Annotated in this window: 22 protein-coding genes; 14 read left to right on the top strand and 8 right to left on the bottom strand. The window is 73.0% G+C overall.

Translation table 11 applies throughout. The annotated features are described in order from the left end of the window. The 3 genes from ACIPPS_RS14350 to ACIPPS_RS14360 are packed head-to-tail and all read right to left on the bottom strand — an operon-like array spanning nt 1 to nt 3,283. A complete protein-coding gene (locus ACIPPS_RS14350) occupies nt 1-1,110 on the bottom strand; it encodes a threonine aldolase family protein (RefSeq protein ID WP_401430844.1) in 1,110 nt (369 codons plus the stop codon). Further along, complete coding sequence (locus ACIPPS_RS14355; protein WP_401430846.1) at nt 1,089-1,847, bottom strand: SDR family NAD(P)-dependent oxidoreductase; 759 nt, start codon at nt 1,845-1,847, stop codon at nt 1,089-1,091. Before ACIPPS_RS14355 ends, ACIPPS_RS14350 begins: the two co-directional genes overlap by 22 nt. A 29-nt stretch (nt 1,848-1,876) precedes the next feature. Beyond that, nucleotides 1,877-3,283, bottom strand: a complete 1,407-nt coding sequence (locus tag ACIPPS_RS14360) for a DUF6421 family protein (RefSeq protein ID WP_401430848.1) — start codon at nt 3,281-3,283, stop codon at nt 1,877-1,879. Nucleotides 3,284-3,729: 446 nt separating this feature from the next. Between ACIPPS_RS14360 and ACIPPS_RS14365 the strand changes: the two genes are divergently transcribed. Next, complete coding sequence (locus ACIPPS_RS14365) at nt 3,730-4,413, top strand: glycerophosphodiester phosphodiesterase (protein ID WP_401430850.1); 684 nt, start codon at nt 3,730-3,732, stop codon at nt 4,411-4,413. Between the two features lie 79 nt (nt 4,414-4,492). On the opposite strand, the gene ACIPPS_RS14370 is transcribed toward ACIPPS_RS14365, so the two are convergent. Then, nucleotides 4,493-5,044, bottom strand: a complete 552-nt coding sequence (locus ACIPPS_RS14370; protein ID WP_401430852.1) for a GNAT family N-acetyltransferase — start codon at nt 5,042-5,044, stop codon at nt 4,493-4,495. A 56-nt stretch (nt 5,045-5,100) separates the two neighbouring features. Between ACIPPS_RS14370 and ACIPPS_RS14375 the strand changes: the two genes are divergently transcribed. From ACIPPS_RS14375 to ACIPPS_RS14390, 4 genes are all read left to right on the top strand, one after another. Then, nucleotides 5,101-5,991: a DUF5134 domain-containing protein gene (locus tag ACIPPS_RS14375; RefSeq protein ID WP_401430854.1), complete on the top strand. Its 891-nt coding sequence runs from the start codon at nt 5,101-5,103 to the stop codon at nt 5,989-5,991. A gap of 92 nt (nt 5,992-6,083) precedes the next feature. After that, nucleotides 6,084-7,019, top strand: a complete 936-nt coding sequence (locus ACIPPS_RS14380; protein ID WP_401430856.1) for a M56 family metallopeptidase — start codon at nt 6,084-6,086, stop codon at nt 7,017-7,019. Between the two features lie 54 nt (nt 7,020-7,073). Then, nucleotides 7,074-7,775 (top strand): phosphatase PAP2 family protein, encoded by a 702-nt coding sequence (locus tag ACIPPS_RS14385; RefSeq protein WP_401430858.1) that lies wholly within the window; start codon nt 7,074-7,076, stop codon nt 7,773-7,775. A gap of 129 nt (nt 7,776-7,904) precedes the next feature. Further along, nucleotides 7,905-8,573 carry a TetR/AcrR family transcriptional regulator gene (locus ACIPPS_RS14390; RefSeq protein WP_401430860.1) on the top strand — a complete coding sequence of 223 codons (669 nt, stop codon included), beginning with the start codon at nt 7,905-7,907 and terminating at the stop codon, nt 8,571-8,573. On the opposite strand, the gene ACIPPS_RS14395 is transcribed toward ACIPPS_RS14390, so the two are convergent. Beyond that, nucleotides 8,555-10,108: an LVIVD repeat-containing protein gene (locus ACIPPS_RS14395; RefSeq protein ID WP_401430862.1), complete on the bottom strand. Its 1,554-nt coding sequence runs from the start codon at nt 10,106-10,108 to the stop codon at nt 8,555-8,557. The two genes, ACIPPS_RS14390 and ACIPPS_RS14395, sit on opposite strands and share 19 nt — an antisense overlap. Nucleotides 10,109-10,260: 152 nt before the next feature. Between ACIPPS_RS14395 and ACIPPS_RS14400 the strand changes: the two genes are divergently transcribed. Together ACIPPS_RS14400 and ACIPPS_RS14405 are read left to right on the top strand one after the other, a co-directional pair. Further along, nucleotides 10,261-10,896, top strand: a complete 636-nt coding sequence (locus ACIPPS_RS14400) for a DUF305 domain-containing protein (RefSeq protein WP_401431425.1) — start codon at nt 10,261-10,263, stop codon at nt 10,894-10,896. 274 nt (nt 10,897-11,170) lie between these two features. After that, on the top strand, nt 11,171-12,568 hold the full coding sequence (locus tag ACIPPS_RS14405; RefSeq protein ID WP_401430864.1) for an FAD-dependent oxidoreductase: 1,398 nt from the start codon (nt 11,171-11,173) through the stop codon (nt 12,566-12,568). A gap of 132 nt (nt 12,569-12,700) precedes the next feature. Here ACIPPS_RS14405 and ACIPPS_RS14410 read toward each other — a convergent pair whose 3' ends face one another. Further along, complete coding sequence (locus ACIPPS_RS14410) at nt 12,701-13,051, bottom strand: ArsR/SmtB family transcription factor (protein WP_401430866.1); 351 nt, start codon at nt 13,049-13,051, stop codon at nt 12,701-12,703. 132 nt (nt 13,052-13,183) lie between these two features. Between ACIPPS_RS14410 and ACIPPS_RS14415 the strand changes: the two genes are divergently transcribed. The 5 genes from ACIPPS_RS14415 to ACIPPS_RS14435 all read left to right on the top strand — a co-directional run bounded on the left by ACIPPS_RS14415 (nt 13,184) and on the right by ACIPPS_RS14435 (nt 18,496). Beyond that, nucleotides 13,184-14,266 carry an NADH:flavin oxidoreductase/NADH oxidase gene (locus ACIPPS_RS14415; protein ID WP_401430868.1) on the top strand — a complete coding sequence of 361 codons (1,083 nt, stop codon included), beginning with the start codon at nt 13,184-13,186 and terminating at the stop codon, nt 14,264-14,266. Between the two features lie 247 nt (nt 14,267-14,513). Beyond that, on the top strand, nt 14,514-15,656 hold the full coding sequence (locus tag ACIPPS_RS14420; protein ID WP_401430870.1) for a WD40/YVTN/BNR-like repeat-containing protein: 1,143 nt from the start codon (nt 14,514-14,516) through the stop codon (nt 15,654-15,656). Between the two features lie 69 nt (nt 15,657-15,725). Continuing rightward, the gene (locus ACIPPS_RS14425) at nt 15,726-16,403 is read left to right on the top strand and encodes a uracil-DNA glycosylase (RefSeq protein WP_401430872.1); all 678 of its coding nucleotides are present in this window, start codon (nt 15,726-15,728) and stop codon (nt 16,401-16,403) included. Further along, nucleotides 16,400-17,485 (top strand): N-acetylglucosamine kinase, encoded by a 1,086-nt coding sequence (locus ACIPPS_RS14430; RefSeq protein WP_401430874.1) that lies wholly within the window; start codon nt 16,400-16,402, stop codon nt 17,483-17,485. The genes ACIPPS_RS14425 and ACIPPS_RS14430 overlap by 4 nt, the downstream gene beginning before the upstream one ends. A gap of 87 nt (nt 17,486-17,572) precedes the next feature. Further along, nucleotides 17,573-18,496: a sirohydrochlorin chelatase gene (locus tag ACIPPS_RS14435; RefSeq protein ID WP_401430876.1), complete on the top strand. Its 924-nt coding sequence runs from the start codon at nt 17,573-17,575 to the stop codon at nt 18,494-18,496. Between the two features lie 120 nt (nt 18,497-18,616). On the opposite strand, the gene ACIPPS_RS14440 is transcribed toward ACIPPS_RS14435, so the two are convergent. After that, nucleotides 18,617-19,684, bottom strand: coding sequence for a lactonase family protein (locus ACIPPS_RS14440; protein WP_401430878.1), 1,068 nt, complete (start codon nt 19,682-19,684; stop codon nt 18,617-18,619). Nucleotides 19,685-19,895: 211 nt separating this feature from the next. Next, the gene (locus ACIPPS_RS14445; RefSeq protein ID WP_401431427.1) at nt 19,896-21,398 is read right to left on the bottom strand and encodes an FUSC family protein; all 1,503 of its coding nucleotides are present in this window, start codon (nt 21,396-21,398) and stop codon (nt 19,896-19,898) included. 308 nt (nt 21,399-21,706) lie between these two features. Here ACIPPS_RS14445 and ACIPPS_RS14450 point away from each other — a divergent pair, with 308 nt between their 5' ends. Then, complete coding sequence (locus ACIPPS_RS14450; RefSeq protein ID WP_401430880.1) at nt 21,707-22,192, top strand: Lrp/AsnC family transcriptional regulator; 486 nt, start codon at nt 21,707-21,709, stop codon at nt 22,190-22,192. A 72-nt stretch (nt 22,193-22,264) separates the two neighbouring features. Next, nucleotides 22,265-23,014, top strand: coding sequence for an HAD family hydrolase (locus ACIPPS_RS14455; protein WP_401430882.1), 750 nt, complete (start codon nt 22,265-22,267; stop codon nt 23,012-23,014). Nucleotides 23,015-23,106: the final 92 nt, after the last annotated feature.

Genomic DNA, 23,106 nt, shown 5'->3' on the forward strand with positions numbered 1-23,106 from the left:
CTAGCGCGCCATCTCCTCCTTCAGGGCCTGGAGGAAGGCGTCGACGTCGTCCTCCGTGGTGTCGTAGGCGCACATCCAGCGCACGTCGCCCGCCATCTCGTCCCAGAAGTAGAAGCGGAACCGCTTCTGCAGCCGGATGCTCGCCTCGTGCGGGAGCCGCGCGAAGACCGCGTTGGCCTGTACCGGGTGGAGGATCTCCACGCCGTCGACCTCCCGCACACCGGCCGCGAGGCGCTGCGCCATCGCGTTGGCGTGCTGGGCGTTGCGCAGCCAGAGGTCCTTGGCGAGCAGCGCCTCCAGCTGCGCCGACACGAACCGCATCTTGGAGGCGAGCTGCATGGACAGCTTGCGCAGGTGCTTCATGTGGCTGACGGCGTCCGGGTTGAGGACGACCACGGCCTCGCCGAACATCATGCCGTTCTTGGTGCCGCCGTAGGACAGGACGTCCACGCCGACCGCGTTGGTGAAGGCCCGCATGGGCACGTTCAGGGAGGCGGCGGCGTTGGCTATCCGGGCGCCGTCGAGGTGCACCTTCATGCCCTTGCCGTGGGCGTGCTCCACGATGGCCCGGATCTCGTCCACGGTGTAGACCGTGCCCAGCTCGGTGTTCTGGGTGATCGAGACGACCTGCGGCATGGCCCGGTGCTCGTCGTCCCAGCCCCAGGCCTGTCGGTCGATCAGCTCGGGGGTGAGCTTGCCGTCCGGGGTCGGCACGGTGAGCAGCTTGAGGCCGCCCATCCGCTCCGGGGCGCCGCCCTCGTCCACGTTGATGTGCGCGGACTCGGCGCAGATCACCGCGCCCCAGCGGTCGGTCAGCGCCTGGAGGGCGGTGACGTTCGCCCCGGTGCCGTTGAAGACCGGGAAGGCCTCCGCGCTCGGCCCGAAGTGGCTGTGCATGATCCGCTGGAGGTGCTCGGTGTACTCGTCCTCGCCGTACGCGATCTGGTGACCGCCGTTGGCGAGCGCGACGGCCGCGAGAACCTCGGGGTGGACGCCGGCGTAGTTGTCGCTGGCGAAGCCCCGGACCGACGGGTCGTGGTGGCGACGGGCGTCGGTCTTCGCGGGCAGGCCCGACGGGAGGGCCGGGGTCACGGCTTGGGGGTCAGCCACAGACGCTGTCCATTCACTTCCGGTGCGGGCCGCTCCCAGACGGAGGCGATCTCGTCGGCCAGGTCCTTGACGTCGGTGAAGCCCGCGAACTTCGCATTCGGGCGCTCGGCGCGCATGGCGTCGTGCACCAGTGCCTTGATCACCAGGATGGCAGCCGCCGACGTGGGCCCGCCCTCGCCCCCCGCCTTGCGGAAGTCGTCGCCCATGGCGAGCGTCCAGGCCTCGGCCGCCGCCTTGGCCGAGGCGTAGGCCGCGTTCCCGGCGGTCGGCTTCGAGGCGCCGGCGGCGCTGATGAGGACGTAGCGGCCGCGGTCGCTGCGCAGCAGCGGGTCGTGGAAGGCGAGCGAGGTGGTCTGGACCGTGCGGACGAGGAGCTTCTCCAGGAAGTTCCAGTCGGCGAGGTCGGTGTCGGCGAAGGTGGTGCTGCCGCGCCAGCCGCCGACGAGGTGGACCAGACCGTCGATCCGGCCGAACTCCTTCTCCGTCTTGTCGGCCCACTCCCGGGCGGCGCCGAGGTCGAAGAGATCGACCGTGTCGCCGACGACCGTGGCTCCGCCGTGGGCGTACCGGGCGGCGTCGACCGCCTCGGCGAGCCGGGCCGGGTCGGCGTCGGAGCCCACGACGACGGCGCCGGCCTCGGCGAGACGCAGCAGAGTCGCCCGCCCGGCGGGACCGGCCGCTCCCGCGACCGCGATGACGGCGCCCTCGAGCGACCCGCCGTTCCCGATACCGTTCATGGTCGTCCCCTCCTCCTCCGTGACTGGGTTCACGCGGCAGCCTGCTCGGCCCGCGAAGCGTCGGCGGCGGTGATGCCCCGGGTCGAGGCGATCACGGCCTTCAGCTTCTTGGAGAGGGCCTCATAGAACATGCTGAGCGGAAACTCGTCCGGAAGCACGTCGTCGACGAGCTTGCGCGGCGGCTGGGACAGGTCCAGGGCGTCGGGGCCCTTAGCCCAGCGCGATCCGGGGTGCGGGGCGAGGTAGGTGGAGACGAGGTCGTACGCCTTGAACCAGTGGACCAGCTTCGGGCGGTCGATGCCGTCGCGGTACAGCTTCTCGATCTCGGCGCAGAGCTGGTTGGTGACCTCGGGGGCGCGCTGCCAGTCGATCTTCAGGGTGTTGTCCGTCCAGCGCACGACGTCGTGCTTGTGGAGGTACGCGAAGAGGAGCTGGCCGCCGAGACCGTCGTAGTTCCGGTTGCGGTCGCCGGTGACGGGGAAGCGGAACATCCGGTCGAAGAGCACGGCGTACTGCACGTCACGCCCGTGGGTGTTGCCCTCGGCCTCCAGCTTCACGGCCTCCTTGAAGGCGGTGAGGTCGCAGCGCAGCTCCTCCAGGCCGTACATCCAGAACGGCTGGCGCTGCTTGATCATGAAGGGGTCGAACGGCAGGTCGCCGTGGCTGTGGGTGCGGTCGTGGACCATGTCCCAGAGCACGAAGGCGGACTCGCAGCGCTTCTGGTCCTGGACCATGGCGGCGATGTCCTCGGGCAGCTCGAGGCCGAGGATGTCGACGGCGGCCTCGGTCACCTTGCGGAAGCGGGCGGCCTCGCGGTCGCAGAAGATGCCGCCCCAGCTGAAGCGCTCGGGGGCCTCGCGCACGGCGATGGTCTCGGGGAAGAGGACGGCCGAGTTCGTGTCGTAACCGGCGGTGAAGTCCTCGAAGGTGATGCCGAGGAAGAGGGGGTTGTCGAAGCGGGTGCGCTCCAGCTCGGAGAGCCACTCCGGCCAGACCATGCGCAGCACGACCGCTTCGAGGTTGCGGTCCGGGTTGCCGTTCTGGGTGTACATCGGGAAGAGCGCCAGGTGCTGGACGCCGTCCTGACGGTCGGCCGCCGGCTGGAAGGCGAGCAGGGAGTCCAGGAAGTCCGGGACCTCGAAGCCGCCCTCGGCCCAGGTGCGCAGGTCGGCGACGAGCGCGCGGTGGTACGCGGCGTCGTGCGGGAGCAGCGGGGAGAGCAGCTCGACCGCCGTCACGATCCGCTCGACGGTGTTCCTGGCGTGCTCGGCCGAGGGCGCGCCCTCGGCCGTGAAGTCGATGGAGCCGTCCGCGCTCTGCCAGGGACGGATCTCCTCCACGGCATTCTTGAGCTCGGGCCAGGCCGGGTGCTCGATCACCGGTGCGGCGGTCGCTATCCCCCCGCCGGTCACGTCCTGCACAAGAATTTCCGTCATTTCACTTCCTCCACAGGAGAACCTCGCGTCAAGACACCGTATCTGTCCGCGGTTCCTCCGGACAAGAGGAGGAAGAGAAATTATCCTGCGCAACCCCCATGCTCACCGTCAATTTTCCTGCCGGATGACGCTGAGGCGCGTGCATCCACCGCCGGTGATGAGGGTGAGCCCATGGAGTCGGTGCTGGAGGGCCCGGAAGGACCTGGAGGGGCTGGAGGGGCTGGAGGGGCTGGAGGGGCTGGAGGGGCTGGAGAGCCCCGGCGGCCCGTCGGGGGCCCTCCGGGCCCGGAGGGCCCCCGACGCTGGACTCGTGCGTCGGAGGGGTCGGTTCCGACGCCCCGCGCGCATGCGCTTCCTTCTTCCGGTGAAGTCATTAGGCTGCGCCCCGAGCCGCACCGGAAGCCCGGAGGGACCTGGGCCCGGACATCGACGGAAGCGAGAAGATCTTGAGTTTCCTCACCATCGGTCACCGCGGAGTCATGGGCGTCGAGCCCGAGAACACCCTGCGTTCCTTCGTCCGCGCCGAACAGTCCGGCATGGACGTCATCGAGCTCGACCTGCACCTGAGCAAGGACGGCGCACTCGTCGTCATGCACGACCCGGACGTCGGCCGGACGACCGACGGCAGCGGCCCGATCGCCGAGAAGACGCTGGCGGAGCTGCGCGAGCTCGACGCGGGTGGCGGAGAGCGCGTCCCCGTCTTCGAAGAGGTCCTGGACGCCGTCCGCTCGCCGCTCCAGGCGGAGATCAAGGACGCGGCGGCCGCCCGGGTGCTCGCCGAGGTGATGATCCGGCGCGACCTGGTCGGCCGCGTGGAGGTGATCTCCTTCCACGACGAGGCCATCGCCGAGGTCGCGCGCCTGGTCCCCGGCGTCCGCACGGCACTGGTCGCGGAGGAGTGGGGCGCGGACATCGTGGACCGGGCGAAGGCCGCCGGCGCCGGGGCCTTGGTCCTGAGCATCCGGAACCTCACCCTGGAGACGGTCGAGCACGCCCATCGGGAGGGACTGCGGGTGATCGGCTGGGTCGTCAACACCCAGGACCACCTGCGGCTCGTCCGCGCCCTGGAGCTGGACGGCGCGACGACCGACTATCCGGAGATCCGCCGCACCGGCCGGTTCACGGCCTGAGCGACGGTACGAGGCAAGGCCCGAGGCAAAAGGCGAGCGAAGGCCGACGCATGCGCGGCCGGGCCGCGGACGCCCGACCTCAGACCAGCGGCTTCACCAGGAGCTCGAACTCCAGGCCGTCCCGCTGCGGGACGCCGAAGCGCTCGTCGCCGTACGGGAACGGGGTCATCCGGCCCGTACGGCGGTAGCCGCGCCGCTCGTACCAGGCCACGAGCTCCTCGCGCACCGAGATCACGGTCATGTGCATCTCGCGCACACCCCAGATCTCGCGCACCCGGCGCTCCGCCTCCTCGATGATCCGGCGGCCGAGGCCCGCGCCCTGGAGCTCCGGGCGCACGGCGAACATGCCGAAGTAGGCCGCCTCACCACGGTGTTCGAGCTGGCAGCAGGCGACGATCTCGTCCCCGCGCTCCACCACCAACAGGCGGCTGCCCGGCGTGGTGACGACGGCGCGCACACCCTCCTCGTCGGTCCGCTGCCCCTGCAGGATGTCCGCCTCGGTGGTCCAGCCGCCCCGGCTGGAGTCGCCCCGGTACGCCGACTCGACGAGCTGGACCAGGACCGGGATGTCGGCCTCCACCGCGTCGCGGTAGGCGATCCGGTCGGTGTCCTGGGGTGTGGCGGTGTCCATGCTGTTCGGGTCTCCCCTCGGGGCGCTGACGATCCCCTGAGGGTAACGCGCTCGGGGTGTGCTCCCCCACGTACGCCTGTGCGCTCGCGTACGCCGGTCCGGGCGCGGGCATCGACCCGGAGGAGAAGACCACGGGGAGGTGTGTCGTGCACGGACCGGCCATGACGGCCTGGCTGTTGCTGACGCTGTGCGGGGCGAGCGCGGTCTACTGCCTGCTGCGGGCGCGGGCCCGCGTGGGAGAGGAGCGCAGGACGGCCGCGGGTGAGGCGGTGATGGGGTTCGGGATGGCGGCGATGGCGCTGCCGGCGACGCTGGTGACCCCACCGGCCTGGTCGTGGGCGGTGTACGCGGCGGTGTTCGGGGCGGCGGCGCTGCCCGCGCTCGCCTCGGTGCGGCGCGGCGGTCACCACCTGCACCATCTGGTCGGTTCGCTGGCGATGGTCCACATGGCGTGGCCGGTCGGCGGCCAGGCGGCGGCCCACGGCGGGCATGGGGGCGGGAGTGCGGGCGGCGGGGCCGTGCCGCTGGTGACGGGCGCGCTGCTCGTCTACTACGTCGCATACGTGCTCCGCGCGGGTGCGCGGCTCGTCCCGGCGGCGGGGCCTGTGGTGGCGGGGGCCGTGATGGCGGGGCCCGTTGCGGCGGGGACCGTGATGGCGGGGCCCGTTGCGGCGGGGACCGTGGCGGCGGGGCCCGCGAGGGCGAGGTCCGTGGCGGCGGGGTCGGTGAGGGCGGAGCCCGTGGCGGCGGGGTCGGTGAGGGCGGAGCCCGTGGCGGTCGAGGCGGTCGCTCCCCGGGCGGTCGCGCCCGGCGGCGGTCCCGGCGGCGGTCCCGGCGGCGGTCCGGGCGGCGACCCGGGGTCGGGGTGGTTGGTCCGGCCCGAGTTCACGCTCGTGTGCCGGCTGTCGATGGCCCTCGCGATGCTGGCGATGCTCGTCACGATGTGAGCCGTCCGCCGGCGGTCGGCGAAACCGTGGCGTACGTCACTTGGCGCGCCAGGCCGTTACCTCCGCGTAGCACGGCCTCATAGGCTGAGGTCATGTTGGTCTCCCTCGCGTTGCTCGCGCTCGGCGTCCTGACCGCCGTCGCGGCCCCACGACTGCTCTCGCGGTCCGACTGGGCGGAACGCGAGCCCGTGGTGGCGCTCTGGATGTGGCAGTGCGTGGTGGCGGGGGTGCTGCTGTGCTTCGCGCTCTCGATGACCTTCAGCGCGGCCGCCGCCTGGCACGTGGTGCGCGGACAGGTCTTCGCTCCCGCGCCGACCCAGGTGATCGAGGCGTACGAACTGGGCACCCACCAGCCGTGGTCGGCGACGCTCGCCGTGATCCTCGCCTGCGGCGGGCTGTGGACCGGCGCGATGCTCACCCGGGAGATCCGCGGGGCGCGCGCCCGTCGTCGCCGGCGGCGCTGCGAACTGCTCGTCCGCTCCCCGCTGTTGCCCGGCGAGGAGCCGGGAAGCGAACCGCTGGTCGTCCTGGAGGGCGAGAAGCCGGACGCCTGGTGGCTGCCGGGCACCACGCCCCAGCTGGTCATCACGACGGCGGCGCTGCGCCGGCTCAAGGGGCGCCAACTCGACGCCGTCCTCGCCCACGAGCAGGGACACGCCCGGGCGCGCCACGACTGGCTGTTGCACTGCTCGGGCGCGCTGGCGAACGGCTTCCCCGGCATTCCGGTCTTCGCGGCCTTCCGCGACCAGATGCACCGGCTGGTGGAGCTGGCGGCCGACGACGTGGCCTCACGGCGGTTCGGGCGGCTGACGATCGCGCTCGCCCTGGTCGAACTCAACGAGGAGCGCGGGGTGTTCGGCCCCGGCACCACCCCCGGCGCGGACCTCCCCCGGCGGGTGAACCGGCTGCTGGCGGCAGCTCCCCGGCTGACGGCGGGACGTCGGCTGCGCCTCACCGCGGCCGCCGCGCTCGTTCCTGTGGTGCCGGTCCTGGTGGCGTTCGTCCCCGCTCTGCGGGCGCTCGGATAGACCGCACAGCGCTCCCGGCGGCATGTCGGCGCGCCGGTCGGGGAAGATCGGTTCATGCGCTCTTCCGCCATCGCCTCCGGTGCCCTGCTCGTGCTGCTGCTCGTGCTGGTGGAAGTCGGGTGGTCACCGGTCCTCTCCCTGGACCGGTCGGTCGCCGAATCGCTGCACCGCTCCGCCGTCGCCGAGCCCGGGTTCACCCGGCTCAACCGGATCCTGAGCGACTGGGTGTGGGACCCCTGGACGATGCGTGCCCTGGTCGTGCTCGCCGCGTTCGTGCTGTGGCGGCGACAGCGCGAACCGCGACTCGCCCTGTGGCTGGTAATCGCTCTCGTCGTGGCGGCGGTCGTGCAGCAGGTGCTCAAGGCGGCGCTCGGCCGGAAGCGGCCCGGCTGGCCCGATCCGGTCGACACGGCGCACTTCGCGGCCTTCCCCTCCGGGCACGCGACGACGGCGGTGGTGGGCTGCGGACTGCTGCTCTGGGTGCTCGCCCTGCACTGGCGGGATTCCTGGCGCGGCTGGAGCGTGCTGACGGTGGCGGCCCTGGTGACGGTGGCCGGAACGGGGTGGACCCGGATCTACCTGGGCGTCCACTGGCTGACGGACGTCGTCGCGGGCTGCCTGCTCGGCTGGTGCGTGGTGGCTGTGGCCATCGTCACGTACCGGCGCTCGGGCGGAGAGGGCCGGGAATTCGGCCGGAACACCGGCAGGCCGACCGCATCGGGCCCGAACGGGAGCAGAATGGGAGAAACGACGTGAAGCCGCCTGTTCTGGACGATCCCCCGCGTCGCCCAGAACAGGCGGCCAACCCGCTGACCAGCCACGAAGGCGCGACAGCAGACTGCGCTGAGTATATTGGCTGCGAGCCAGTCAACGCAGGAGTCAAGCATGTCCCCGCGTAGCCCATCGGTCAATGAAGAGCTCCGGCGGCGCTCGCGGGAGCGACTGCTCCAAGCCACTGTCGAGCTCGTGTCGGAGCGCGGTTACGAGGCGACGACACTGGGCGACATCGCCGAGCGGGCGGGTTCGGCGCGCGGGCTGATCTCGTACTACTTCCCGGGCAAACGCCACCTCCTGCAGTCGGCGGTGCACCGGCTGATGCACCTCACGCTGGAGGAGGCGCTGGAGCGGGAGCCGCGCACGGAGGACGGGCGGGAGCGGATGGCGCGCGCCATCGACGCGATCCTGGGCCTCGCGGTGGACCGCCCGGTGCTGATGCGGACGCACATGGCGGGCATCCTGCAGGCCGAGGGGTTCGTGCAGTGCCCGGAGCAGCAGCGGCTGGCGTACCTGCTGCGCGACACGGTGACCCGGTACGGCTCGGCGAACGTGGACGCGGACTATCCGCTGCTGCGGGCGCTGCTGATGGGCGCGGTCGTGGCGGTGCTGCTGCCGGGGGCGCCGATGCCGGTCTCGCGACTGCGAGGGGAGCTGTTCCAGCGGTACGGACTGGCGTGGGGACAGGGCATGCCGCCGGACGGGGGTCCGCCCGACGGCATGCCGTTCACGGCCGCGGTGTTACCGCTCCGCGTGCCGCGTCAGTCGTCGTCCCCGTGACCCCAGCCGCCGTCGAAGTCGTCGAAGTAGTCCGGCTGCGTCTGGACGTTGAGCTCGTCCATGCGCACCCACTTCGCCGCGTCGGTACGGCGGTCGTCGAGCCTCAGTACGTCGAAGCCCTTGGCCATGTCGTTCGAGAAGATGTGGCCGTTGTAGTAGTACGCCGACCAGGAACCGCCACCGACGAGGGCGGTCGCGGAGATCGGGCCGCGCTCGAAGAAGGCGATCTCCTTGGGCCTGCGGGAGTCGGTGAAGTCCCAGACGGAGATACCGCCCTGGTACCACGCCTGGACCATGATGTCCTTGCCCTTGACCGGGATCAGCGAGCCGTTGTGGGCCACGCAGTTCTCGGTGTCGGCCTGGTGGCGCGGGATCTTGAAGTAGCTGCGGAAGACGAGCTTGCTCTTCTTGCCCTTGCCCACGATGTCGTAGATGCCGTCGGCCCCGCGGTTCGGGCCCACGACCTCGTTGCAGGTGGCCGCGCCGCCGCCGCCGAGCTCGTCCGTGAAGACGACCTTGTTCGCCTTCTGGTTGAAGGTCGCCGAGTGCCAGAACGCGAAGTTCACGTTGTCCTGGACGCGGTCGATGACCTTCGGGCGCTCGGGGTCCTTGATGTCGAACAGGATGCCGTCACCCATGCAGGCGCCGGCCGCGATGTCCTTGCCGGGCAGCACGGTGATGTCGTGGCAGCCGGTGGTCTTGGAGACGCCCGGGTTGGTCGGGCCACCCGGGTTGCCGCCACCGTCCGGACCCTCACCGGGGAAGAGGACGGGGAAGGAGACGATCGCGGAGTTCTGCGGCGCCTTGCGGGGCACCTTGATGACGGAGATGCCGTCGTGCGGCGGCTGGCAGTCCGGGAACGCGGAGTTGGGCGAGTACGAGGAGACGTAGACGTACACGTCCCTCTTCTCGGGCACCAGCGTGTGGGTGTGCGAGCCGCAGGCGGTCTCGACGGCGGCGACGTACCGCGGGTTGCGGATGTCGCTGATGTCGAAGATCTTCATGCCCTCCCAGGAGGACTTCTCCGTGGCCGGCTGACTGACGCTGGCACAGGAGTTGTCGCTGCGGGAGGAGTCGGTGGACAGGAAGACGAGGTTGCCGGAGACGGAGATGTCGTTCTGCGATCCGGGGCACAGCACCTGGGCGACCGTCTTCGGGGCGCGCGGGTTGCTGATGTCGAAGATGCGGAAGCCGTCGTAGTTGCCCGCGAAGGCGTACTTGCCCTGGAACGCGAGGTCGGAGTTGGTGCCCGCGAGGGCGTCCTTGGGGATGTTCACGAGGTGCTCGATGTTGTCGCTGTGGACGATCTCGTCCACACCGGGTATCTCGCCGCTCTGGATGGCGGACCGCGCGTCGGCCGCCTGCTCCGAGGTGACCGACCCCCGCGCGGGGGCGTCACCCGGGTCGGGTGTGGCGGCCGCGGGGCCGGCCGCGAGCAGACTGACCAGCAGCCCGGCTGCGGCGGTCGCCACACCCAGACCTCTGATCCGAGCGCGCGGGGTACGCGTGATGCGCGTGGTACGCAACGAAGTCACTCCGTCCTCCCTTGTGTCCGTTCGTAGTCGAACGGTCGATGGACCTCGGCAGTATCGTCCTTAGCGTGCACATCTCAACAGATGGCAACACACATGTCATGCAGGATTTTGATCAACCAGCCGTGGAGGTCGCCTTGTTGAACCGCCGTCGCATGCGCGGAGCCGTCGCCGTGGCGTTGAGCGCCGCCGCCGTCCTCGCGCTGGCCGCCTGCGATTCGGAGCCCGGCGGGAACCTCCCGGAGAGCAAGGGGTCCACGGAGGCCTCGGTCGTGGCGCCGGGGAAGCCGGGCGAACCGGCGCGGCGGATCTCCCCCGCCGAGGCGTCGAAGCTGCTGCCGGACGACAAGCCGAACTCGGCGGACTTCACGTACGCGCAGATGATGATCGTCCACCACCGGCAGGCCTTGACGATGACCGCGCTCGTCCCGGAGCGGGCCGGATCGGCGCAGGTCAAGAAGTTGGCAGACCGCATCACGGCGGCGCAGGGGCCGGAGATCGGCGCGATGGAGGGCTGGCTGAAGACCCACGGCGGCCCGCGCGACCAGGGCGGTCACGACCACCACACGATGCCGGGGATGGCGACGGAGGCGCAGCTGGCGCAGTTGCGGAAAGCGAAGGGCGCGGCCTTCGACGAGTTGTTCCTGAAGCTGATGATCACGCACCACGAGGGCGCGGTGACGATGGCCGCGGAGGTGCTGGGAGACGGGAACAACGTGCTCGTGGAGGAGATGGCGAACGACGTGATCGCGCAGCAGACGGCGGAGATCAACCGGATGCGGGGGATGTAGGCGGCGGTGCGGGGGGTGTGGGCGGCGGTGCGGGCGTTGTAGGCAGTGCGGGCGGTGGCGGCAGTGTGGTCGGGCCGGCGGCCGTCGGGCGGCGTGGCGGGGCCTGACGCGGGCCGGGGCGGCGGGGCCGGCGGGAGGGCCGGGGGACCCGGCGGCCGGGACCGGCGGGGGCCGGGCGGGTGTCGGGGCTGTCGCGCACCTCCCCTCCGGGGGCTTCCGGTGGGATGCTGGAAGCCTCTCGGCGGGTGTCCGCGCGGCGGGAAGGAGTACGGACGTGCTTCGTGTCGCTGTCGTCGGTTCCGGGCCCAGCGGGGTCTACACGGCCCAGTCGCTGCTCCAGCAGTCGGTGGTGCCCGGGGTGCGCGTCGACGTCCTGGACCGGCTGCCGTGTCCGTACGGCCTGGTCCGTTACGGGGTCGCGCCCGACCACGAGAAGATCAAGTCGCTCCAGCAGAACCTCCGGGCGGTGCTGGAGGACGAGCGGATCACCTTCGTCGGGAACGTCGAGGTGGGGGCGCGGGGGCTGACCCCGGCCCGCCTCCTGGAGCTGTACGACGCGGTCGTGTACTGCGTGGGGGCCGCGCGCGACCGCCGGCTCGGCGTGCCGGGCGAGGATCTGGCGGGCTCGTACTCGGCGACGGACTTCGTCTCCTGGTACAGCGCGCACCCCGACGCGGTGGAGAACGCCTTCGGGGGTACGGGCGGGGGCGCGGGGGCCGCTCTGGGCGGCCGTTCGGCGGTGGTGATCGGGGTCGGCAACGTGGCTGTGGACGTCACCCGGATCCTGGCCCGGGGAGCGGACGAGCTGCGGTCCACGGACGTGCCCGACGCCGCGCTGCGGGTGCTGGAGCTCAGCGGGGTGCGCGAGGTGCACATGGTGGGCCGACGCGGCCCCGGGCAGGCCAAGTTCACCACGAAGGAGCTACGGGAGCTGGGCGGGCTGCCCGGCGCGCGGGTGCGGGTGGACCCGGCGGACCTGGCCCTCGACCCCGCGTACGCCGATTCCAGCGGTCTGCCGGCCGTGAACCGGCGGAACCTGGAGGTCGTGCGCGGCTGGGCGGACGCGGGGCGGGGGCCCGGCGCCGGGCCGGAGGCGGCACGCGTGATCCGGCTGCGGTTCTTCCTGCGCCCCGTGGAGCTGCTGGGCGAGGGCGGCCGGGTGGCGGCGGTCCGCTTCGAGCGCACGGAGCCGGACGGCTCCGGGGGTGTACGGGGCACCGGGCGCTACGAGGAGATCGAGGCCCAACTGGTGCTGCGGGCCGTCGGATACCAGGGCGTTCCGCTGCCCGGGCTGCCCTTCGACGAAGCGCGGGGCACGGTCCCGAACGTGGCGGGCCGGGTGCTGCGCGACGGCGCCCCGTCGCCCGGCGAGTACGTGGCCGGCTGGATCAAGCGCGGGCCGACGGGCGTGATCGGCACGAACCGCCCGTGCGCGAAGGAGACGGTGGCCTCGCTCCTCGCCGACGCGGAGGCCCTGACCGGTCGCCGTCTCGTGGCCGACCCACTCGACGCCCTGCGCGACCTGGGCCACGACCCGGTCGCCTGGCGCGGCTGGCTCTCCATCGAACGCGCGGAATCCGCCCTGGGCCTGTCGCTGGGCCGCGGCCGGGTCAAGATCCCCGACTGGGCGGGCCTCCGGGCGGCGGCCCGCGAGGACACACAGGGGGCGTGAGGCCGGGGGTGTGAGGCCGGGGCCGGGGGCGTGAACCCGGGGGGCGGGAGCCCAGGGGGCGGGAGGCCGGGGCCGGGGGCTTTCGCACCTGACGCGTGGCCGGGTCCCCCCGGGGTCTCGTGTGGTCGGGGTCTACCCGCTCAGCCTGGCCGTCTGGGTCTTCGTCGCCTGGAGGACGCTGTCGAGGAGGCCGGGGAAGAGGGTGTCGAGGTCGGCGCGTCGAAGGGCGTTGAGCTTGGCCGTGCCCCGGTAGACCTGCTCGATGACGCCGCTCTCGCGCAGGACCCGGAAGTGGTGCGTACGCGTCGACTTGGTCACCGGAAGGTCGAAGAACGAGCAGCTCACCTCGGCGCCGTCGGCCTGTGCCATGTCGCTGACGATCCGCAGCCGCACCGCGTCCGAGAGCGCGTGCAGCACACCCTCCAGGCGTATCTCCTCCCGCGTGGGGTGGTCCAGGACCCGGGGCTTGGTCGCGGTCGTCACGGCGGCTCCACTTCATCCGGAAGTCGCCATTGTACGATAATCCTCGTAGTTTGACAGGCGCCGTACTACGACGACTATCGTACGAGGACCCCGAGAGGCCACCCCGCAAGGCCCCCGCCAGAGGAGTCCGTCATGACCGTCGCCCTGTTCGAGCCCTACACCCTGCGGTCGCTGACCATCCCGAACCGGGTGTGGATGGCCCCCATGGACCAGTACTCGGCCGAGGCGTCCGGCCCGAACGCGGGCGTACCGAACGACTGGCACTTCGCCCACTACGCCTCCCGCGCGACCGGCGGAACAGGCCTGATCCTCGTCGAGGCCACCGCCGTCTCCCCGGAGGGCCGGATCAGCCCCGCAGACCTCGGCATCTGGAACGACACCCAGGCGGAGGCGCTGGGCCGGATCGCCCGATTCCTCAAGGAGCACGGCACGGTGCCCGGCATCCAGCTCGGTCATGGCGGCCGCAAGGCATCCACCAAGCGCCCGTGGGAGGGCCGCGGACCGGTCGGGCCCGGTGAGCACGGCTGGCAGCCGGTCGGCCCGAGCCCCCTCCCGTTCGCCGACGACCACCCCGTCCCGGCCGAGATGACGGCGGCTCAGATCGCGGAGATCCCGGGCCAGTTCGTCGAGGCCGCGCGCCGTGCCCGCGCCGCCGGATTCGAGGTCGTCGAGGTGCACGGCGCCCACGGCTATCTGATCAGCAGCTTCCTCTCCCCGTACGCCAACCACCGCACCGACGCCCACGGCGGCTCCTTCGAGAACCGGACCCGCCTCGCCCTGGAGGTCGTGGACGCCATCCGGAGCGTGTGGCCCGAGGAGCTCCCGGTCTTCTTCAAGATCTCCGCCACCGACTGGCTGGAGGACCAGGGCTGGACCGGCGACGACACCGTCCGCTTCGCGCGCCTGCTGCACGCGCACGGCGTGGACCTCCTGGACGTCTCCAGCGGCGGCAACGGAGGCCCGGCCAGGATCCCCGTCGGCCCCGGCTACCAGGTGCCGTTCGCCGCCCGGGTGAAGGCCGAGACGGGGCTGCCGGTCGCCGCCGTCGGGCTGATCACGGAGAGCGAGCAGGCGGAGAAGATCGTAGCCAACGGCGAGGCCGACGCCGTCCTGCTCGGGCGGGAGCTGCTCCGCGACGCCTCATGGGCCCGCCGGGCCGCACGCGAACTGGGCGCCGCGACCCACGCCCCCACGCAGTACGCCTGGGCGATCTGAGCCGACCGACCGCGTGGACCGAGCTGCCGCGCCGCGTGGCCGACTGGCCGACCGCCCGCGTGGGCCGAGCTGCCGCGTGGCCGACTGGCCGCGTGGGCCGACCAGCCCCATGGCCGACTGGCCACGTGGGCCGACCTGCCGCCGGGGCCGGCTTCCCGCGGGGTCGATCCGCCGCCTGGGCGGCCGGCCGCACGGCCCGGAACACGCCTCCGACCTGGGGCTGAGCCGCCTCGGGGCGCCCCTGTCAGTGGTCGGGTGCAGACTGGCCCGTATCCGCGACAACGGCGTCCTGGAGGTGTCGGCCATGCCCGACGTAGTCCTGACCGTAGGTACCCGCAAAGGTCTGTTCATCGGCCGACGGCGCGACGGCCGGTGGGAGTTCGACGATCCCCACTTCAACGCGCAGGCGATCTATTCGGTCGCCATCGACACCCGACCTTCCACGCCCCGGCTGCTCGTCGGCGGGGACAGCGCGCACTGGGGTCCGTCCGTCTTCCGCTCCGACGACCTCGGCGCCTCCTGGACCGAGCCGGCGAAGCCGGCCGTCAAGTTCCCCCAGGACACGGGCGCTTCGCTGGAGCGCGTCTGGCAGCTGCACCCCGCGCCCGACCACTCCCCGGACGTCGTCTACGCCGGGACGGAGCCGGCCGCCCTCTTCCGGTCGGAGGACGGCGGCGAGTCGTTCGAGCTGGTCCGCCCGCTCTGGGAGCACCCCACCCGGTCCCGGTGGGAGCCCGGCGGAGGCGGGGAGGCCGTGCACACGATCGTGACCGACCGACGCGACCCGGCGGCGGTGACGGTCGCGGTGTCGACGGCCGGGGTGTTCCGGTCCCGGGACGGCGGGGCGAGCTGGGACCCCTCCAACCAGGGGGTGTCCGCGGTCTTCCTGCCCGATCCGAACCCGGAGTTCGGCCAGTGCGTGCACAAGATCGCACAGGACGCGGGCGACCTGGACCGGCTCTATCTGCAGAACCACTGGGGCGTGTTCCGCAGCGACGACGCGGGCGCCAAGTGGACCGACATCGGCGCCGGTCTGCCCTCCGACTTCGGCTTCACCGTCGCCGCCCATCCGCATCGTGCTGATGTGGCCTACGTCTTCCCCATCAACGCCGACTCCGACCGGGTGCCCGCCGAGCGCCGTTGCCGGGTCTTCCGGACGAGTGACGCCGGAGCCAGCTGGGAGCCACTGACCGCCGGGCTGCCCGAGGGCGACCACTACGGCACGGTGCTGCGGGACGCGATGTGCACGGACGACGGGGACCCGGCCGGCGTCTACTTCGGCAACCGCAACGGCGAGGTGTACGCGAGCGCCGACGACGGCGACAGCTGGCGGCTGCTCGCCGAGCACCTGCCGGACGTGCTGTGCGTGCGGGCGGCGGTGATCGGGTGAGGCGCCCCGCCCCGCCGGCCCCGGTGATCGGGTGAGGGGCTGTCACAGTGCGCCAGTAGAGTGACGGCCGTGGCAGCACGACCGTTGAATGAGATCGTCGAGCCGGGGTGGGCGCACGCGCTCGCGCCGGTGGCCGACAACATCGCCGCGATGGGCGACTTCCTGCGCCGGGAGATCGCCTCCGGGCGGACCTACCTCCCCGCCGGAGCGCACGTCCTGCGGGCCTTCCAGCAGCCCTTCGACGAGGTGAGGGTCCTGATCGTCGGACAGGACCCGTACCCGACGCCGGGGCACGCCGTGGGGCTGAGCTTCTCGGTGGCGCCGGAGGTGAGTCCGGTGCCGCCCAGTCTGGACAACATCTTCCGGGAGATGCACACCGACCTGGGGCACCCCCGGCCCTCGAACGGCGACCTGACGCCGTGGACGCGCCAAGGGGTGCTGCTGCTCAACAGGGCGCTCACCACGGCCCCGAGGAAGCCGGGAGCGCACCGGGACAAGGGCTGGGAGGCCGTCACGGAGCAGGCCATCCGGGCGTTGGCCGCCCGCGGCAAGCCCCTGGTCTCCGTGCTGTGGGGGCGGGACGCGCGCAACCTGCGCCCGCTGCTCGGCGATCTGCCGGCGATCGAGTCCTCGCACCCCTCCCCCATGTCCGCGGACCGCGGCTTCTTCGGTTCGCGTCCGTTCAGCCGCACCAACGAACTGCTTCTGCGCCAGGGGGCGCAGGAGGTGGACTGGCGACTGCCGTGACGTCCGCGGCGGGCGGCGAGGCCGCGGCCGACGGCTGGGTCGTCGGTGTCGACTCCGGCGGCTCCGGGCTGCGGATCGCCCTGGCGCGCGCCTCGGACGCCTCGACTCCGTACGCAGGGGTCGCGGAGGCGGGAGGCGCGGGGGCGGGAGCCTCGGAGGCGGGAGGCGCGGACGCGGGAGCCCTGGCCTCGCGTCCTGTGGAGACCGTCTCGTCCCGTGAGCCGGTGCGGACCGGTCCCGGCGGGATCGACGCCGCCCATCTGCTCGGTCAGTTGCTGCCCGCCGTCGAGGCGTTGCGCGACCGTGCGGGGGCGGGTCCCGTCGTCGCCGTGGCCGTCGGCGCCGCCGGCATGGCGACGCTCGGCGAGGAGCTGCGGGCCGTCCTGCCCGGCGCGCTGCGCCAGGCCCTGGGCGTACGGTCCCTGGCGCTCGCGGCCGACGCCGTCACGGCGTACGTCGGGGCGCTCGGTCAGCGGCCCGGGGCGGTCGTGGCGGGCGGTACCGGCCTCATCGCACTCGGCACGGACCTGACGACCTGGCGCCGGGCCGACGGCTGGGGCCATCTGCTGGGCGACTGCGGCAGCGGCGCGTGGATCGGTCGGGCCGGCCTGGAGGCGGCGATGCGCGCCCACGACGGCCGGCGAGGCGGTTCGCCCGCGCTGCTCGCCCGGGCCGAGGCCCGCTTCGGCCCGGCCGCCGCGCTGCCGGCCGCGCTGTACCCCCGGACCGACCGGCCGGCCGTGCTCGCCGCGTTCGCGCCCGACGTGGCCGGCTGCGCCACCGACGGCGACCCGATCGCGACGGAGATCCTGCGGCAGGCCGCCGCGCACGTGGCCGAGGCCGCGGCCGCCGTGTGCCCGGCCCCCGGAGCGTACGAAGTGGCCTTGACCGGAGGCCTGTTCAAGCTCGGCGACCCGCTGCTCGTACCGCTGCGGGCCGAGCTCGCGGGGCAACTGCCGCACGCCCGGCAGACGTCGGCGGCCGGGGACCCGCTCGACGGGGCGCTCGCCCTCGCCGCGGCCCTGGCCACGGATGCGCTACGACTGCCTGTGGAGCCGAAGTTGTTGCATGTGACCACGTAAGTCACGCTTCGGACAAAGCGGGGCAGATAACGCTCAGCTGCACCTCACCGCACTGCGCGGCAGGCAAAACCAGTAGCATGCGGCGCCATGAGCTCCCCCACTGGGCCTGCTTCCGGCCTGCCTGTACGAATGCCGCGACCCCGCCAGCCCGGACGGCACCGTCGCCCCGAACCCGCGGCGGCGCCCGAGGGCGCTCCCACCCTGGTCCTCGCCGTCCCCGGCGCGCCGTCGCCCGCCATACGCTCGCTGGCCGAAGAGGTCGTGAGCATCGCCCGTTCCGAGCTGCCCGGCCTGGAGGCCGCGATCGGCTACCTGGACGGTGACGACGTCGAGTACCTCACCCTCGGAAGCGTGCTGGCACGCGCCGAGACGCTGCGCACCGAGCGCTACGAGCTGGCCGTGGCCGCCGGCCGCGAGGTCAGCGCCCCCCAGGGCCCGGCCGCCGTCGTCGTGCCGCTGCTCGCCGGTCCGGACAGCGCCCTGATGCGCCGGATCCGCCAGGCCGTGATGGACAGCGGCAACGTCGCCGAGCTGACGGACGTCCTCGGCCCGCACCCGCTGCTCGCCGAGGCGCTGCACGTGCGCCTGTCGGAGGCCGGTCTGGCCCGCGCAGACCGTGCGCGGCTCTTCACCGTCGCCACGGCCGCCGACGGCATCGTGCTGGCCACGGTCGGCGGCGAGGAGGCCGTGCAGGCCGCCGGGATCACCGGCATGCTGCTGGCCGCGCGCCTGGCCGTCCCGGTGATGGCCGCCGCGCTCGACCAGGAGGGCTCGATCACCGCGATCGCCGAGCAGCTGCGCGGCTCCGGCTCGGAGCAGCTGGCGCTCGCCCCGTACCTGATCGGCCCCGAGCTGGCCGAAGGCCTGCTCGACGCGGCCGCCAAGGAGGCGGGCTGCGCCGCCGCCGAGCCGCTGGGCGCGTACCCGGCGATCGGCAAGCTGGTGCTCTCGCAGTACACGGCGGCGTTGGGCATCGCCCCGCAGCAGCCGCAGGGAGCCCCCACCCACTGAGGGGCCAGGACATGGCTGAGGGCCCGCACCGGATGCGTCCGGCGCGGGCCCTCAGCCGTGCGGGTGCGTCGGCCGCGCGGACCTGCCGGGGGTGTCAGGCGCGTCAGGCGGGCGAGCCTGTCAGCCGAAGACCACGCAGGAGGCCGCCGGGGCGTCGACGGAGCCCGCGCGGTGCGGGACGCCGGTCTCCGGGTCGAGGTCGAACCAGGTCACGTCGCCGGAGCGCTCGTTGGCCGCGTAGAGCCGCCGTCCCGAGGGGTCGAGGGCCAGGTCGCGCGGCCAGCGGCCACCGCAGGGCACGGCGGTACGGAACGTGGCCTGCCCGCCGCTCGGGTCGAGGGCGAGGACGGCAAGGGTGTCGTCGCCGCGCACGGCCACCCAGAGGAAACGGCCGTCGGGGGCGACGACGACCTCGGAGGGGTAGCTCGGCCCGGCGGTGCCGGCGGTCCCGGCGGGGATGACAGGGGTCTCGCCGAGCGGCTCCAGGGTGCCCGTCGCCGCGTCCCAGCGGCAGACCGTGAGGGTGGGCTCCAGCTCGTTCAGGACATAGGCGTGGCTGCCGGACGGGTGGAAGGCCAGGTGGCGAGGGCCGGTGCCGGGCTTGAGCGCGGTCTCGCCGTGCGGCCGCAGGGCGCCCGTGGCGGGGTCGAGGGCGTAGATCACCACGGAGTCGGTGCCGAGGTCCACGGCGACGGTCCAGCGGCCGTCGGGGGCCGGCAGGACCTGGTGGGCGTGCGGGGCGCCCTGGCGATCGGCGACGGGCCCCGACCCCTCGTGCCCCACGACGTCGGTGGCCGCGCCGAGCGAGCCGTCCGCGGTGATGGGCAGGGCGGTGACGCTGCCCGAGGTGTAGTTGGCGGTGAGGACGTGACCGGCGGTGACGGCGAGGTGGGTCGGGCCCGCGCCGCGCACGAGCGCGGGCACCCCGAGCGGACGGGGTACGGCTCCGGAGACGTCGAAGGCCGCCGCGGCGCCCTTCTCGGTCTCCGAGACGGCGTAGAGGACCTGGCCGGCGAGGGCGAGGTAGGAGGGGTCGGCGAGCGCGTCCGTCGCGCCGGTGACGGTCAGGGCGCCGGTCTCCTGGTCCACGTCGGCGGCGAGGATGCCCCGACCCCCCGCCGAGGTGAACGACCCGATGAAGGCCCGCACCCGTCCCCGTACCGCATCCCTCGCGTCTGTCCCGCCCATGGCGTCTCCCCTCTCCACCGGGGCGCTCGGCCGACCGCCCCCTAGTCGGCGCCGACGTTAGCAGGCGGTCTAGACCAACTTGGATCACGCGGAGGGTTTCCTGGATCCGGGAGCGCGAATACCGGATACCGGATACCGGATATTGGATATTGGATATTGGATCCGATATCCCCCATCCGATATCCGGTATCCGGCGGTCGGCCGTGCGCGCTCAGGCCGCGGGGACCAAGGGGGCGCTCGGGGCCGTGCGGAGCGGGGTGGCCAAGGCGGTCAGGGCGCGCTCCAGGCCGTCGAGGTGGCCGAGTGCGGCTTCGGCGCCCGGGTGGTGGGGCGGGGCCGCGAGAGCCTCCTCGGAGGCCCGGCGCGCGGGGTGGGCCGGCGGTACCAGGGCGTGGACGGCGGCCTCTACGCGCCAGGAGGCGGCGGCGAGGCGGGCGTCGTGGGACGCGTCCGGGTCGGCGGCGACCGCCGCGAGGCCCCGGATCTCCCGGGCGCAGTCGTCGAGCAGCGCCAGGACCCGCCGGGCGCGGGCCTTGCGGGCGCGCAGCGGGCTCAGCGGGTGGACGAGCGGTGCGAGCGAGAGCCGGACCCGGCCGAGCAGCACCTCGAGGTCGGCGGCGTGCGGCGCCGGGTCCGCCGCCGGGTCGCCGGCGAGGCGCCGCGCGGCGGCCGTGGTGCAGGCGTGCACGCAGGTCACGGCCCGCTCGATCCACGCGTTGGTGGCGGCGTGCGTGGTCACCGGCAGCAGGACGACGCCGACGGCCGCGCCGAGCGCGCCGACCGCCGTCTCCTCGAAGCGCAGGAGCAGCAGCCCGGGGTGGAGGACGCCGAGGAGGCCGTAGAGCAGGCCGGCCATGACGGTGACGAAGAACATCATCCAGCTGTACGAGAGCGCGGCCGTGTAGAAGATCCCGAAGACGCAGACGGCGACCAGCGCGGCCGTCGGGGCGGGCGCGCCGCCCAGCGGGATCGCGATGAGGAAGCCGGCGGCGATGCCGACGACCGTGCCGACGACCCGGCGGAAGCCGCGGACGAGGGTCTCACCGCGTGAGGCGGTGTTGACGAAGATCCACCAGGCGGTGCCGACCGCCCAGTACCAGCGCTCCTGGGAGAGGAACTGACCGGCGGCGAGCGCCACCGCGCAGGCCGCGGCCGCCTGGAACGCCTGCCGGGTGGTGGGCCGGGCGAGACCGCGGCCCGGCAACGGGGCGGGCGCGGCGGGCGGCGGGACGCGCCGTTCGATGCACCAGCCGAGGAAGCGGATCGCGCCGGCGGCGAGCAGGGCCAGGCCCACCGCCGCGTACAGCTCCGGCAGCTGCGCGGGCAGCGCGTGCAGGAACTGGGTGACGAAGAACATCATGAACGCGAAGATGCCCAGGGCGTGCCCGCGCGGGCCCCAGCGGCGTGCGTACACGCCCGCGAAGACCACGAACAGCCAGGACGCGTCACGCAGCGCCGGCGCGCCGTGCAGCGCCGTGGCGAGGGCCAGGACGGGGAACCCGACGGCGGGCAGCAGGGCGGTCGTCACGGCCTGGCGGCGGACGGTGGGGTCGCCGACGGTGAAGAGCGCGAGCAGCGCGGCGAGACCGCCGGTGATCGAGGCGGTGAGGGAGAGCCCGCAGAGTTCGGCGGCGGCGACCGCGAGCGCGATGCCGAGGACGGCCCGCGAGGAGACGCGCAGCCGGACGCGGCCCGGGTCGGGGGCCACGAACATGAGCCTGATCAGTCGGCGGCCGGTTTCCCGGCCCTTCTTCACGACGGTCGTTCCGCCCCCGCTGCCGTACACACACCCTCTTCGCGTCGCCTCGTGCCCCGGCCTGCTTGTGGCGGCCTCAGGACATGGGAAAGGCGCCGCGGTCCGGTCCGGCCTCGTCGCCGGTCCGGCGCTGTGCGGCGCCATCACTTCGTACTGTTCCCCCAGGAAACCACCCGGCCGTCCACTGGCTCAACCGAGGCGCGAAGGGCTGGGCCATTGGTACAGTCGTCAGACATCGAGGACGACCAGAAGGGAGCCAACGGACCATGGCGGTGGACGAGCTCGACACTCGGATCCTGCGGCTCCTGATCGAGCAGCCGCGCACCAGCGTGCGCGAGTACGCACGCGTCCTCGGGGTGGCCCGGGGCACGGTGCAGGCGAGGATCGACCGGCTGGAGCGGGACGGCGTCATCACGGCGACGGGACCCGTCCTCTCCCCCGCCGCGCTCGGCCACCCGGTGCTCGCCTTCGTCCACATCGAGGTCACGCAGGGGCATCTGGACGAGGTCGGGGACGCGCTCGCCGCGGTGCCGGAGATCGTCGAGGCGTTCTCGATCACCGGCGGCGGGGATCTGCTGACGCGTGTGGTGGCCCGGGACAACGGCCATCTGGAGGACGTGATCCAGCGGCTGATCCAGCTGCCGGGCGTCGTCAGGACCCGTACGGAGATGGCGCTGCGCGAGCGGGTGGCGCACCGGCTGCTGCCCTTGGTGGAGTCGGTGGGGCGGGCGTCGGCGGCGCGGAAGGGCTGACCGGAGCGGACCGTGGCGCACCGGGACTTTCGTCCGTGGGAACGGCGCGCACGGATTGAGATGCTGGACCGCATGAGCACAGAGCACACTGCGGTCATCTTCGATCTCGACGGCACGCTGGTGGACAGCGAGCCGAACTACTACGAGGCCACCCTGCGGACGCTCACCGCCCTCGCCGGCGACACGGACTTCGACTGGGAACGCCACACCGGCTACATCGGGATCGGTACCCGCGAGACCCTGGAGATCCTCGGCGCCCACTACGGCATCGAGGCTCCGCTGGAGGAGCTGCTCGACGCCACGAACCGGAGCTATCTGGAGCTGGCGCGGGCCTCGACCCCGGTCTATCCGGAGATGCGGGCGTTCGTGGAGCGGCTGTACGTGACGGGAGTGCCGATGGCGGTGGCCTCCGGTTCGTCCCGCGCCGCGATCGAGGCGGTCCTGGCGGGCACGGGCCTGGACGCGTTCCTGACGACGCTGGTCTCCGCCGAGGAGGTCGGACGCGGCAAGCCGGAGCCGGACGTCTTCCTGGAGGCGGCGCGGCGGCTCGGGGTCGCGCCGGCGCGGTGCGTGGTCTTCGAGGACGCCGCGCCGGGCGCCCTGGCGGCCCGGGCGGCGGGCATGCGGTGCGTGGCGCTGCCGTACATGGCGGCGACGGCGGACGATCCGGCGTTCATGGCGGCCGATCTGCTCCTCCCCGGCGGGCAGCGGGAGTTCACGGCGCGCGCGGCGCTGGACTGGCTGGCACAGGACCCGGCCCGGCCGCACACGCCTGCCTCCTCGCTCGCCTCGGATCAGGACCACCAGGCCTGCCGTTCGTAGATCGGGTCGGCCGGAGCGGGGTGGGGTCGTGCGGCGCTACGAGTCCCGCGGCGCTACGAGTCCCGCGGCGCTACGAGTCCTGCGGCGCTACG

It is taken from the genome of Streptomyces sp. NPDC090127 (assembly GCF_044746945.1).
Classification (GTDB): Bacteria; Actinomycetota; Actinomycetes; order Streptomycetales; family Streptomycetaceae; genus Streptomyces.